Here is a 12,402-nt window from a genome sequence, read left to right on the forward strand (position 1 = left end):
CGGACCCCTCCGGCAGACCCAGATCCTCCCGGTCCCGCGCTCCCGGCCGCCGCGACGGGTCCGCGTCCGGCCGCGCCGGCACGTCGGACCGCTCCGGCAGGTCCGAGTCCCCTCCGCCGGGCACGCCGGACCCCTCCGGCAGACCCAGAGCCTCCCGGTCCCGCGCTCCCGGCCGCCGCGACGGGTCCGCGTCCGGCCGCGCCGGGACGTCGGGCCGTTCCGGCGGGTCCGGCATCCGGAACGCGTCGGACAGCAACTGCCGCATGTCGCGCGCGGCCGGAGCGGTGGTGTCCGTCCGGACCCGGCGCACGGCCGCCGCCCGGTCGTCGACGGTGCTCCGGCGGGCCCGGCGCCTGCGGCGGGCGCCCTCGCGCTCGGTCTCCTGCCGGGCCCTGCGGGCGTCGTCCCGGGCGGCGCGCAGCGCTTCGCGCGCGACGTCCGCCGCACGCGGCTCGGAACGGGCCGGCTCGTCACCCAGGGCGGACGACGCCCGCTCGTCGTCCCCGTGCCGCGTCCGCTCGTCGGGGGCGCTGCCCCTTTCGTCGCCGCCCTGTGCCCGAAGTGCCTCGCGGGCGATCTCCCCCGGCCTGGGGGCCTCGCCGCCGGTGTCGGCTCCTCCGGAACGGGGCGGGTCCTGCCGAGCGGGTGTGACCGGGTCCGGGGGTTGGGCCGCCGCCCGTTCCCGGGCCGCGCGCTCGCGGGCCTCCCGCAGGGCCCTGCGTGCCTCGTCCGCCGGGCGGGCGCTCACGGCGTGCTCCCCGGGAGGCGGAAGGACCGGCGGCGGGGCGTCATGACGTCCTCCGCAGGGACACCAGGTCGGACAGCTCGCGGTCCGTCAGTTCGGTCAGGGCCGACTCGCCCGAACCGAGGATCGCGTCGGCCAGGGCGCGCTTCGCGTGGAGCATCTCGGCGATGCGGTCCTCGACGGTGCCCTCCGTGATGAGGCGGTGGACCTGGACGGGCTGGGTCTGGCCGATGCGGTAGGCCCGGTCGGTGGCCTGTTCCTCGACGGCCGGGTTCCACCAGCGGTCGAAGTGGACGACATGGCCGGCCCGCGTGAGGTTGAGGCCCGTGCCCGCGGCCTTGAGCGACAGCACCAGGACCGGGACGGACCCGCTCTGGAAGCGGTCCACCATGCGTTCCCGCTCCGGGACCGGTGTGCCGCCGTGCAGGAGGTCGACAGGGACCGCGCGGCCGGCCAGGTGCGCGGTGATCAGCCGGGCCATCCCGACGTACTGCGTGAAGACGAGGGCGGAGCCGTCCTCGGCGAGGAGCGTGTCCAGCAGTTCGTCGAGCAGGGCGAGTTTCCCGGAGCGGGCGGCGAGCCGGTCGCCGACGGGGGTCTGCTCCTCCTTGAGGTACAGCGCGGGGTGGTCGCAGATCTGCTTCAGTGAGGTGAGCAGCTTGAGCACCATGCCGCGGCGGGCCATGCCCTCGGCCGTCTCGATGGCGAGCATGGACTCGCGCACCACCGCCTCGTACAGCGCCGCCTGTTCCCGGGTGAGCGGCACCGGGTGGTCGGTCTCGGTCTTGGGCGGCAGCTCGGGGACGACCCCCGGGTCGGACTTCTTGCGGCGCAGCAGGAAGGGCCGGACCAGGCGGGCCAGGCGCTGGACGGCCTCCTCGTCCTCGCCGGTCTCGACGGCCCGGGCGTGCCGGGCGCGGAAGGACTTGAGCGGGCCGAGCAGGCCGGGTGTCGTCCAGTCGAGCAGGGCCCACAGTTCCGACAGGTTGTTCTCGACGGGGGTGCCTGTGAGGGCCACCCGCGCGGGGGACGGGATGGTGCGCAGCGCCTTGGCGGTGGCGGAGTAGGGGTTCTTGACGTGCTGGGCCTCGTCGGCGACGACCATGCCCCAGCTCCGCTCGGCCAGGGCGGGGGCCGCCGAGCGCATCGTGCCGTACGTGGTGAGGACGAAGCCGCCGTCGAGGCCGTCCAGGGTGCGGTCGGGGCCGTGGAAGCGACGCACGGGCACACCGGGGGCGAAGCGGGTGATCTCGCGCTGCCAGTTGCCGAGCAGCGAGGCCGGGCAGACCACCAGGGTCGGCTCGGGGTGGGCCCGCTTCAGGTGCAGCGCGATGAGCGTGACGGTCTTGCCGAGGCCCATGTCGTCGGCGAGGCAGCCGCCGAGGCCGAGGGAGGTCATCAGATCGAGCCAGGCCAGGCCGCGCAGCTGGTAGTCGCGCAGGGTGGCGTGCAGGCCGGGGGGCGGTTCGGCGGGGCGGATGCCCGCGGTCAGGCGGTCGCGCAGGGCGGCGAGGGCGCCGGCCGGCACGGCCTCGACCGTCTCGCCGTCCACCTCGGCGGTGCCGGTGAGGGCGACGGACAGCGCGTCGACCGGGTCGAGCAGGCCGAGGTCCCGTTTGCGGGCCTTGCGCACGAGCGCCGGGTCGACGAGCACCCACTGGTCGCGCAGCCGGACGACGGGGCGGTGGGCCTCGGCGAGAGCGTCCATCTCGGCGTCGGTGAGCGGGTCGCCGCCCAGTGCCAGCTGCCAGCGGAAGGCGAGCAGGTCCTCGCTCTCGAAGAAGCCGGTGCCGTCGGTCGCCGAGCCGGGCGCGGGCCGCACCACCGCAGCCGCCGACAGGTCCTGGGCGAGGTCCCTGGGCCAGTGCACGGCGACCCCGGCGGCGGCGAGCCGGGTGGCCGCGACACCGAGCAGGTCGCTCAGTTCGTCCTCGCTCAGGGCCAGCACGTCGGGGACGTCCTGATCGGAGAGCCGGTCCAGCGGGGGCCAGATCCGTGCCGCCCGGCGGACGGCCAGGGCGGCGTCCACCCGCGCGCGGGGGCCGAAGGCGTCGTCGGCCTCGCCCGCCCACAGGGCCGCGGCGTCGGTGACGAGGGTGGGGTCGGCGAGGCTGTGCACCTGGACGATCGCCGCCCCGGCGCTGCGGCCGCCGTCCGCGCCCTCGTCGAAGAGGTCGTACGCCGAGAGGTCGAGGCGGAGCGAGATGCGCACTCCGGCGTCCATGCCGGCGGCGACCTCGGCGGCCCAGTCGTGGGCGGCCGGCAGGTGCTGTGCCTCGCGGGCGGCGAAGGGCCTGCCGGAGGTGTGCGGCGCGGCCGGGGTGCGGGGCAGGGTGTCGGCGACGGCGTCCAGGAAGGCGCGGACCAGGGCCTCGGGCTCGGGCAGGTGGAGGGGGCCGGGGCCGGGCAGCGGGACGGCGTGCCCTTCGGGGGGCAGGGCGGCGGCCACGGCACGCAGGTGGGCGATGTCGTCCGGAGCGAGGGGGCCTGCGCGCCAGGCGTCGTACCCGCCGGCGGTGAGGCCGGGCAGCAGCCGGCCGCGGGCGGTCAGCCGCAGCGCGTGCAGGGCGGCGGCGCCCCAGCAGGCGGTGGCGGGGTGGGCCGCCGGGTCGTGCCGGGCGCGCAGGAGCAGCGGCAGGGCGGCTTCCACGGGCAGGGACCGTGCCGGGGTGGTCCGCCGTCGCACTCCCGTGCCGTGCCGGCGTACGACGGTCAGTTCGGTGTCGGCGCCGGGCGGGGGTGTGCCGTCGGGGTCCCAGAACGCGACGCGTCCCTCGCGCGGCAGGGGCGCGGGCAGGAAGACGGCGGCGAGCCGGACCGGAACCGCCTCGTCCGCCACCCGCTCCCCTTGCAGCGCGGCCGTGCCGCCCATACGCCCTGTCACCTCCCGCCCCTGTGCCGGATCAGTCGTCTCCGACTCTACGGGCGGGGTCTGACAAACGGCTCCCGCGGCCGGTGCCCAGCGGACGCAACCCGGTCAGGGAACCGTGCGGGAGACGACGTAGACCCAGGGGTACGCCGGGTTGGACAGGTCCACGACCACGTCGTGCGTGGGGGCCGGGTTCTTCTGGCGGTGGACGAAGCCGTACCAGCCGTCGCCGCCGGGGAAGCGCCATCCCGTGATCTTGCGGTCGCGGGCGCCGATGGTGACGTCGCCCTGCTTCAGGTCCTTGCGGGTCAGGCCCAGGCCGGTGAGGTAGGCGTCGAGTCCGGCGGAGTTGGTCTCGAACTGGGCGTAGAGCCGGCTGGTCTTCCAGTTGTTGGTCTCGTAGTAGGCCACGTGCCAGGCGGGGTGCGGGATGGGCACCTGGTAGATGCGGCGCTGCAGCTTGGAGGGCCAGCCCGCGGTCAGACCGGTCGCCGAGTACTTCGCCTCCTTGTCCTTGCCGCTGTCCCGGCTCTGGTTGGCGGAGATCACCAGGTAGCCGGCCGGGATGCCGATGAGCAGCACGATGATGAGCAGGGTGAGGGCCCTGCGGCGGATCACGTGGCGGCGGTCCTCGGCCGGGCGCTCCTGGCCGTCCGGCCAGGAGCCCTGGTGCGGCAGCGAGGCGGTCACAGGGTCTCCTGGCTGCTGCGGAGCGACTGCGTGTACCGCTCGTAGCGCTCGTGGCGCTCCACGCGGCGGCGCTTGGCGCGGCGGAAGCGGCGGGCGACCAGCCGGGCGAGGTCGGCGGCGCCGACCATGCCGGCCTCGGGGCCGAGCTGGGCCCGGACGATGCGCGCCTCGGGGCGGTAGCCGCGGCCGGTGAGGTGCCGCTTGAAGGCGTCGCGGGCCGGGCCGATCAGCAGGTCGTCGGCGGCCGAGACGCCGCCGCCGATGACGAAGCAGGAGGGGTCGAGGGCGGCGGCGAGGTTGGCGATGCCGACGCCGAGCCACTGGCCGATGTCCTGCAGCAGCTCGATGCACATGGCGTCGCCGTCGCGGGCCAGCTCGGTGATCATCGGGCCGGTGATGTCGCCGATGCTGCCCTTGACGTGCTCGATGATCCCGTAGGCGACCGGCGAGTCCGCGGCGGCCAGCTCCCGGGCCTCGCGGACCAGGGCGTTGCCGGAGCTGTACTGCTCCCAGCAGCCGCGGTTGCCGCAGGGGCAGCGGTGGCCGCCGGGCACGACCTGCATGTGGCCGAACTCGCCGGCGACGCCGTACTTGCCGCGTTTGACCTGGCCGTCCTCCAGGATCGCGCCGCCGATCCCGGTGCCCAGGGTGATCATGACGAGGTGGTCCTCGCCGCTGCCGGCGCCGAAGCGCCACTCGGCCCAGGCGGCGGTGTTGGCGTCGTTGTCGACGAGCACCGGGACGGACAGCCGGCTGGCGAGGCGGTCGCGCAGCGGTTCGTTGCGCCAGGACAGGTGGGGGGCGAAGAGCACGCGGTTGCGGTCGGCGTCGACCCAGCCGGCCGCGCCGATGCCGACGGCGTGCACGTCGTGCCGGTCGGAGAGGTCCAGGACCAGCTCGGCGATGGTGTCCTCGACGACCTTGGGGCTCTTGGACTTGTCCGGGGTCTCCGTGCGGAGCTTCTCCAGGATGTTGCCGTCGGCGTCGACGACGCCCGCCATCACCTTGGTGCCACCGATGTCGATGCCGACCGTCGGCACGCGGGGCGCCGTCAGGTGCGAGCGGCGCTCCCGGGTGCCGACCGTGCGCAGCACGGTGGCACGGCGGGAGCCGATGGGGGCGGTGAGGTCGCGGTAGGTGCTCATCGCCGCCGATTCTGCCTCACGAGGAGGCGGGGTGCGGAGCAGAGGGGTGGTGCGGATCAGCGCCGAGTGGGGGCCGGTTGGGGCTCGTCGCGCAGGCCCCGCGCCCCTAGGAACGCACCAGCAACTGGAATTCGAAGCTGTAGCGCGTCGGACGGTAGGTGTGTGTGCCGTACTCGACCGCGCGGCCCGTGTCGTCGAACGTGACGCGTTGCATGGTGAGCAGCGGGGCGCCCGGCTCCTCGGACAGCCGCTCGGCCTCCTCGCGGGTCGCCGCCCGGGCGCCGATGGACTGGCGGGCGCTGTGCAGGGTGATGCCGGCGGCGCGCATCAGGCGGTACAGGCCGGTGGACTGCAGCTGGCCGGTGTCGAGGTCGATCAGGCCGGGCGGCAGGAAGTTGCAGAGGTGGGCCATGGGCTCGCCGTGGGCGAGACGGAGGCGCTCCACGCGGTGCACCTCGCTGTCCTCGGCGACGCCTAGGGCGGCGGCGACCTCGGCGGAGGCCGGGACGACGGTGTTGACGAGGACCTCGGTGGCCGGTCGCTGGCCGGCCGCCTCCAGGTCGTCGTAGAGGCTGCTGAGTTCCAGGGGACGTTTGACCTGGCTGTGCACGACCTGGGTGCCCACGCCGCGGCGGCGGACGAGCAGGCCCTTGTCGACGAGCGACTGGATGGCCTGGCGGACGGTGGGCCGGGACAGCCCGAGCCGGGCGGCGAGCTCGATCTCGTTGCCCAGGAGGCTGCCGGGGGTCAGCGTGCCGTGCTCGATCGCGGCCTCCAGCTGCTGGGACAGCTGGAAGTACAACGGCACGGGTGAGCTGCGGTCCACGCTCAGCTCGAGCTGCACGGTCGGGTCCACTTCTGGTTTCGGCACGGGCCGAGCGTAGCTCCGCGCGTTGTTGACGGGAAGTCGTGTAGTCAGATTGTCCGGACATACGGATTGACAGGGGCGGTCGGCGGCCGCACTTTGTTCCCATGCGCATCGGCGTCATCGGTACGGGCCGCATCGGCACGATCCACGCGAGGACCCTCAGCAGGCATCGCGACGTGGGCTCCCTGATCCTCACGGACGCGGATCCGGCGCGGGCCCAGGACCTGGCGCACCGGTTGGGCGAGACGGCGGCCCCGGGCGTGGAGGAGATCTTCCGCTGGGGGGTCGACGCCGTGGTGATCACGACGGCCACGTCGGCCCACGCCGAACTGATCGGCCGGGCGGCACGCTCGGGCCTGCCGGTGTTCTGCGAGAAGCCCATAGCGCTGGACCTGCCGGGGTCCCTGAGCGCCATCGCCGAGGTGGAGGCGGCCGGGACGGTACTGCAGATGGGATTCCAGCGGCGCTTCGACGCCGGCTACACGGGGGCACGCGAGGCCGTGCGCTCGGGCAGGCTGGGGCGGCTGCACACCGTGCGGGCGCTGACCAGCGACCAGGAGCCGCCGGCCGCGGCCTGGCTGCCGCTGTCCGGCGGGCTGTACCGGGACACGCTGATCCACGACTTCGACGTGCTGCGCTGGGTGACCGGCCGGGAGGTCGTGGACGTGTACGCGGCCGGGTCGGACGCCGGGCCGGCGATGTTCCGCGAGGCCGGGGACGTGGACACCGGCGCCGCCCTGCTCACGCTGGACGACGGCGCGCTGGCCACGGTCACCGCGACCCGGCTGAACGGAGCCGGGTACGACGTGCGCATGGAACTCGCCGGTGAGCGCGACCAGATCGTGGTCGGGCTGGACGACCGCACCCCGATCGCGTCCACCGAGCCGACCGGGCCGCCGGCCGCGGACAAGCCGTGGGCGGGTTTCCTGGAACGCTTCGGCCCGGCCTACGAGGCGGAGCTGAACGCGTTCGTCGACGTGGTGCGCGGCCGGCGGGCCAACCCCTGCGACGGGCGCGAGGCCCTGCAGGCGCTGCGGGTCGCCGAGGCGTGTGAGCTGTCCCGCCGCGAGCGCCGCCCGGTCCGCCTCGCGGAGATCGCCGGCGGGGCCTGAGCGGCGGAAGCCGCACCGGCACCGTGGCCCGGCGGTGCGCCGGGGTGAGCGTCCGCGGTGAGGTGCCGCGGGTGTGCGTCCGCGACCCCGGCGGGTGGCTGCGGTGAGGGCGTCACGAGTGCCGGTGAGGGCTGAGGTGCCGCGTAAGCGCCTGCCCGGCACCGCGACCCCCGCGAGTGGCCGCAGTGAGGGCGTCACGCCGGAAGCCGCACCGGCGCCGTGGCCCGGCGGTACGCCGCGGTGAGGTGCCAACGGTGAGGGTCCGCGTGGTGAAGTGCCGCGTAAGCACCGCACCAGCACCGCGACCCCCGCGAGTGGCCGCAGTGAGGGCGTCACGCCGGAAGCCGCACCGGCACCGTCGCCCGGCGGTACGCCGCGGTGAGGTGGGGGCGCGGCGCGTGGTCAGCGCTCCTCGTGTCCTTCCTCCAGCAGCCCCGCGTCGTGGGCGAGCAGGGCGATCTGGACGCGGTTGTTGAGGCCGAGCTTGGCGAGGATGCGCGAGACGTGAGTCTTGACGGTGGCGACGCTCATGTAGAGGCCGGAGGCGATCTCGGCGTTGGCCAGGCCCCGGCCGACCGCGACGGCGACCTCGCGCTCGCGGTCGTTGAGCACGACCAGGCGTGCGCGGGCCCGGCTGCGCCGGGTGTCGGCGGCGCTGCCCACGGCGTGCCGTACGAGCTGACGGGTGACGGTGGGCGACAGGACCGGGTCGCCGGCCGCGACCCGGCGCACGGCCGCGAGGATCTCGGCCGGCGGGGTGTCCTTGAGGACGAAGCCGGCGGCGCCGGCCCGCAGCGCCCGCAGCACCTGCTCGTCGGCGTGGAACGTGGTGAGGACCACCACCTGCGGGGCGTCCCGTCGGGCGCGCAGCCGCTCCGTGGCCGTGAGACCGTCGACCGCCGGCATGCGGATGTCCATGAGGACGACGTCCGGGCGGGTGCGGTCGACGAGGTCCTCCACCTCGGCACCGTCGGCTGCCTCGCCGACGATCTCGATGTCGTCGGCGCCGCCCAGCATGAAGGACAGCCCGGCCCGCACCAGCGGGTCGTCGTCGACGAGGAGCAGTCTGATCGCGGTCATGCGCACACCGTAACCACGGCCGGGCCGGACGAGAGGCCGGGATGGGCGCCGGACGGCCCGACGCCGCCTGCCTGTGAGCAGGGCGGTCGGGCCGCCCGGGCGGTGGGGGACGCTCAGGGCCAGGGCAGCCACGCCCGGACCTCGAAGCCGCCCGTCGGGGTGCGACCGTGTTCGAGGCGGCCACCCGCGAGGGTCGCCCGTTCGGTGAGGCCGATCAGGCCCTGGCCGGAGCCGGGCACGTGCGGCACCTCGCCCTCGGGGGGCGGGTTGTGGACCCGGATGCTCAGGCCGTCGCCCGGGCCCCCGGTGACGGTCACCGCGACCTCGGTGCCCGGGGCGTGCTTGCGGGCGTTGGTCAAGCCCTCCTGGGCGATCCGGTAGGCGGTGCGGCCGACGGACGACGGGACCGAGCCGGGGTCGTCGACGCGCTGGTCCAGACAGACCTTCATCCCCGCCTCCCGGGACTCGGCGACCAGGGTGTCCAGCGCCGCGAGCGTGGGCTGGGGACGCCCGGTGTCGTCCGGCTCGCCGGCCCGCAGGACACCGATGATCTCCCGCAGGTCCTGCAGGGCCTCGTGCGCGCTCTCGCGGATGACGCCCGCCGCCCGTGCCGTCTCGGCCGGGGGCGCGTCGGGCCGGAACTCCAGGGCGCCCGCGTGCACGCTCAGCAGGGTCAGCCGGTGGGCGAGCACGTCGTGCATCTCCCGCGCGATGGCCTCGCGGGCGAGCCGCTGTGCCTGCTCGGCCCGCAGCCGCGCCTCCGTCTCGGCCCGCCGCGCGCGGTCCCTCAGGCTCACCATCAGCTGCCGCTTGGCCCGGACGAACATGCCCCAGCCGACGGTCGCCACGGTGAACAGCACGGCGAGGACGACGGCGACCGGGTAGGGGATGTCGGCGTCGGGACGCAGCCAGTAGTACAGCGGGACCAGGGCCGTGTTCACACCTCCCACCCAGGCCGCGTAGCGGAAGGGGCGGTGCACGGCGAGGGTGAACAGGGCGATCAGGGCGGCGCCGCCCGCGGTGTCCGAGATCAGGGTGACGGGCGTCATCACCACCGCGAAGGCGAGGGGCCGGCGGCGGCGCAGCCAGACCGCGGCGCAGGCCAGTGCGCCGATCACCTGGTCGGCGACGGCGAGCCCGTGCGGCACGTTCGGGTTGTCGGCCAGCGCCTCCATGGCCGTCACCCCGAGCAGCACGGCCAGCAGGAAGCACGAGAAGTCGACGACCCAGTCGCGGGCCGTGCGCCGGGGCCGTCGTCCGGCCCGTGCGGTGTCGGGGTCGAGTTCGTGCAGCAGGGCGGACGGGAAGAACCACCGGCGCCCGGTGAGCAGCGCGGGCGCCTCTCCATCCGGCATCGGGGAAGCCTGCCCCGCTCGTTCTGCCTTCACGATCGGTCAATCTACGCAGCCGCGGGCCGTTCCACCCGGTCACGGCCGCGATCGTCGACCGAAGTCGCCCGGCCGCAGACTTTCGGCGCGGCCCGCGGCTCGCGCCCGAGACTTTGCGCCCCGGGTCCTCGCCCTGCGGCCGATGTCCGTGGGGGGGTCCGCGGAGCGAGGGTCGGGGGCATGAAGCAGGTACTGGAGATTCTCGGCTTCCTCGCCCTGGTGCAGGGCGTGGCGGGCCTGGTGCACGAGTTCACCGACTGGCACTGGGGCCTGGTGCAGCGGCTGGACTTCCTCGACGGGTACGAGGTCTACGCCAGCGTCGCCCTGCTCGTGCTGGGCGTCGCCCTGTTCGCGGCCGCCGGGAGCCGGAAGTCCGTCTGAGCGGGCGGACGGACCTCCGGCCGGGGCACCCGGTTCAGCAGCCGTGGTCGACGAGGTCGAACGACTCGTAGTGGTCGGCCGTGTAGTAGTCCTCCTGGCTCCGCTCACCGGTGACGATGCGCCGCGCACCGCGGGTGTCGGAGCCGGGGGTGACGACGGTGTACTCGTGGTAGTAGCCGGACGACCGGCCGGGCAGGATGCCCTCCCGGTTCTGGAAGACGGTGCCGTCCTGCTCGAACGGGAACGGGCCGCCCTGCTCGATCAGGTCGAGCGTGTCGTGGGCCTGTGACGGCAGGGCGCTGTAGCAGATGTCGCCGACGGCGGTGGGGGCGGCGCCGGCCGTGCCGGCGGAGACGGTTCCGCCGATGAGGAGGGCGGACAGGACAGCGGCTGCCGCGCCGAGCCGCGAGGCGTGTGGGGGGAATTTCATGCCGCTCATGATGACGCGCGTAGAGCGTGGCATGTCAATGACAAGCCCGGAGGATTTCCTGTGAAGCTCCCGGTGTTCGCCGGGAGTTCACCCCGGCCGGGGCCCCGCGCTGCTTCTCTCCCGGGCCGCAGGCGCGGCCGGTCTGCGGCTACGCGTCCTCCGGCAGGGTGAACTCGCCGTACTCCGGCCGGCCCTTCAGGTCGTACGTCTGGATCGAGACCCCGGCCCCCGTGACGCTGCCGCCGGTGTGCTCGAACGCCGTCGGTACGGCGCCCTCCGGGAACAGCCGGAATCCGGAGCCGAGCACGACGGGGAAGGTCAGCAGATGGAGGGTGTCGAGCAGGTCGCGTGCGAGCAGGGACCGGACCAGGGCCCCGCTGCCGTGGACCTGGATCTCGCCGTCGGTGCGGTCCTTGAGCGCGGTGACCTCCTGGGCGAGATCCCCGCGGAGCACGGTGGTGCCCGCCCACGCCGGGTCCTCCAGGGTCGCGGAAGGGACGAACTTGGGCAGGCCGTTGAGCTGGGAGGCGACGGGGTCGCCGGGGTCGGTCACCTTCGGCCAGTAGGAGGCGAAGATGTCGTACGTCCGGCGGCCGAGCAGGAAGGCGGACGGGCGGGCGAAGACCTCGTTGACGAACCGGCCGAAGTCCTCCTCGGCGTACGGGAAGCTCCAGCCGCCGTGGACGAAGCCGCCGCGGGTGTCCTCCTGAGGGCCTCCGGGGGCCTGGTAGACGCCGTCCAGGGTGACGAAGAGGGTGGAGACGAGCTTGCCCATGGCGGGTGCCTTCCCTTCGGGCTCGAGGTGCGTGGTGCGTGATGCCATCGGTTCAGACCGCGCCGGCGCCCGCAACTCATCGCCGGGCCGTGAGGCGGCCGGAGGTTCGACGTCCGTTGCCCGCCGGCGCGTGGACCCGCCGGCCGCTGGGATGGAGGCATGACAGTTCGAGGAACTCTGGACGGCAAGGTGGCTCTCGTGACCGGCGGGAGCCGTGGCATCGGCGCGGCGACGGCTCTGCGGCTGGCCCGGGAGGGCGCGGACGTGGCCGTCGGGTACGTCGACGGCGAGGAGGCGGCCCAGGCCGTCGTACGGAAGGTGGAGGCGCTGGGGCGCCGGGCGGTGGCGCTGCGCGCGGACGCGGCGGACGCCGCCGGGGCGGCCGGGGTCGTGGACGCGGCGGCCGGGGCGCTGGGCAGGCTGGACGTCCTGGTGAACAACGCGGGTGTGGGGGTGCTCGGCCCGCTGGAGGCCCTGTCCCTAGCGGACGTCGACCGCGTGCTCGCCGTGAACGTGCGCTCGGTGTTCCTGGCCTCGCAGGCGGCGGCCGCGCGGATGCCGGAGGGCGGGCGGATCGTCACGATCGGCAGTTGCATGGCGCAGCGGGTGCCGGGGCCGGGCGGCACGCTGTACGCGATGAGCAAGGCGGCGCTGATCGGCCTGACCAAGGCGCTGGCCCGGGAACTCGGCGCACGCGGCATCACCGCCAACCTCGTGCACCCCGGCCCGATCGACACCGACATGAATCCGGCGGACGGCCCGCACGCACCCGGCCAGGCGGCGCTGACCGCGCTGGGCCGGTTCGGCACGGCGGACGAGGTGGCCTCCACGGTGGCGTACCTGGCGGGGGCGACGTACGTGACGGGGGCGGAGTTCGCGGTGGACGGCGGCCACGCGGCGTAGCGGCCGGACGGCAAGG

General features: G+C 74.7%; 11 protein-coding genes and 1 pseudogene. 3 read left to right on the top strand and 9 right to left on the bottom strand.

Annotated elements, in window-relative coordinates; translation table 11 throughout:
- The 5 genes and pseudogenes from Q5694_RS30610 to Q5694_RS30630 form a co-directional block, all read right to left on the bottom strand.
- A pseudogene (locus tag Q5694_RS30610) lies at positions 1–748 on the bottom strand (SWIM zinc finger family protein); the annotation flags it as partial.
- A gap of 40 nt (positions 749–788) precedes the next feature.
- A complete protein-coding gene (locus tag Q5694_RS30615; RefSeq protein ID WP_333936830.1) occupies positions 789–3,617 on the bottom strand; it encodes a DEAD/DEAH box helicase in 2,829 nt (942 codons plus the stop codon).
- 105 nt (positions 3,618–3,722) lie between these two features.
- Complete coding sequence (locus tag Q5694_RS30620; protein WP_333936741.1) at positions 3,723–4,304, bottom strand: sugar kinase; 582 nt, start codon at positions 4,302–4,304, stop codon at positions 3,723–3,725.
- Entirely contained in the window at positions 4,301–5,449 is a 1,149-nt protein-coding gene (locus Q5694_RS30625; RefSeq protein WP_333936742.1) for an ROK family glucokinase, read from the bottom strand. Before Q5694_RS30625 ends, Q5694_RS30620 begins: the two co-directional genes overlap by 4 nt.
- A gap of 106 nt (positions 5,450–5,555) precedes the next feature.
- The gene (locus Q5694_RS30630) at positions 5,556–6,293 is read right to left on the bottom strand and encodes a GntR family transcriptional regulator (RefSeq protein ID WP_333936831.1); all 738 of its coding nucleotides are present in this window, start codon (positions 6,291–6,293) and stop codon (positions 5,556–5,558) included.
- Between the two features lie 128 nt (positions 6,294–6,421).
- On the opposite strand from Q5694_RS30630, the gene Q5694_RS30635 reads away from it, so the two are divergent.
- On the top strand, positions 6,422–7,429 hold the full coding sequence (locus Q5694_RS30635; RefSeq protein ID WP_333936743.1) for a Gfo/Idh/MocA family protein: 1,008 nt from the start codon (positions 6,422–6,424) through the stop codon (positions 7,427–7,429).
- Positions 7,430–7,831: 402 nt separating this feature from the next.
- Here Q5694_RS30635 and Q5694_RS30640 read toward each other — a convergent pair whose 3' ends face one another.
- Positions 7,832–8,509, bottom strand: coding sequence for a response regulator transcription factor (locus Q5694_RS30640; RefSeq protein ID WP_333936744.1), 678 nt, complete (start codon positions 8,507–8,509; stop codon positions 7,832–7,834).
- Positions 8,510–8,622: 113 nt separating this feature from the next.
- On the bottom strand, positions 8,623–9,864 hold the full coding sequence (locus Q5694_RS30645) for a histidine kinase (RefSeq protein WP_333936745.1): 1,242 nt from the start codon (positions 9,862–9,864) through the stop codon (positions 8,623–8,625).
- Between the two features lie 213 nt (positions 9,865–10,077).
- Between Q5694_RS30645 and Q5694_RS30650 the strand changes: the two genes are divergently transcribed.
- A complete protein-coding gene (locus tag Q5694_RS30650) occupies positions 10,078–10,278 on the top strand; it encodes a hypothetical protein (protein WP_333936746.1) in 201 nt (66 codons plus the stop codon).
- A gap of 34 nt (positions 10,279–10,312) precedes the next feature.
- Here Q5694_RS30650 and Q5694_RS30655 read toward each other — a convergent pair whose 3' ends face one another.
- Entirely contained in the window at positions 10,313–10,708 is a 396-nt protein-coding gene (locus tag Q5694_RS30655) for a ribonuclease domain-containing protein (RefSeq protein WP_333936748.1), read from the bottom strand.
- Positions 10,709–10,856: 148 nt separating this feature from the next.
- Positions 10,857–11,483 carry a dihydrofolate reductase family protein gene (locus Q5694_RS30660; protein WP_333936832.1) on the bottom strand — a complete coding sequence of 209 codons (627 nt, stop codon included), beginning with the start codon at positions 11,481–11,483 and terminating at the stop codon, positions 10,857–10,859.
- A 159-nt stretch (positions 11,484–11,642) separates the two neighbouring features.
- Between Q5694_RS30660 and Q5694_RS30665 the strand changes: the two genes are divergently transcribed.
- Positions 11,643–12,386, top strand: coding sequence for an SDR family oxidoreductase (locus Q5694_RS30665; protein WP_333936749.1), 744 nt, complete (start codon positions 11,643–11,645; stop codon positions 12,384–12,386).
- Positions 12,387–12,402: the final 16 nt, after the last annotated feature.

The organism is Streptomyces sp. AHA2 (genome assembly GCF_036857595.1).
Taxonomy (GTDB): Bacteria; Actinomycetota; Actinomycetes; order Streptomycetales; family Streptomycetaceae; genus Streptomyces.

Coding starts and splice junctions, on each gene's coding strand:
- Q5694_RS30650 (WP_333936746.1), top strand. CDS start 10,078: ATGAAGCAGGTACTGGAGATTCTCGGCTTCCTCGCCCTGGTGCAGGGC.
- Q5694_RS30645 (WP_333936745.1), bottom strand. CDS start 9,864: ATGCCGGATGGAGAGGCGCCCGCGCTGCTCACCGGGCGCCGGTGGTTC.
- Q5694_RS30635 (WP_333936743.1), top strand. CDS start 6,422: ATGCGCATCGGCGTCATCGGTACGGGCCGCATCGGCACGATCCACGCG.
- Q5694_RS30660 (WP_333936832.1), bottom strand. CDS start 11,483: ATGGGCAAGCTCGTCTCCACCCTCTTCGTCACCCTGGACGGCGTCTAC.
- Q5694_RS30655 (WP_333936748.1), bottom strand. CDS start 10,708: ATGAAATTCCCCCCACACGCCTCGCGGCTCGGCGCGGCAGCCGCTGTC.
- Q5694_RS30615 (WP_333936830.1), bottom strand. CDS start 3,617: ATGGGCGGCACGGCCGCGCTGCAAGGGGAGCGGGTGGCGGACGAGGCG.
- Q5694_RS30625 (WP_333936742.1), bottom strand. CDS start 5,449: ATGAGCACCTACCGCGACCTCACCGCCCCCATCGGCTCCCGCCGTGCC.
- Q5694_RS30640 (WP_333936744.1), bottom strand. CDS start 8,509: ATGACCGCGATCAGACTGCTCCTCGTCGACGACGACCCGCTGGTGCGG.
- Q5694_RS30665 (WP_333936749.1), top strand. CDS start 11,643: ATGACAGTTCGAGGAACTCTGGACGGCAAGGTGGCTCTCGTGACCGGC.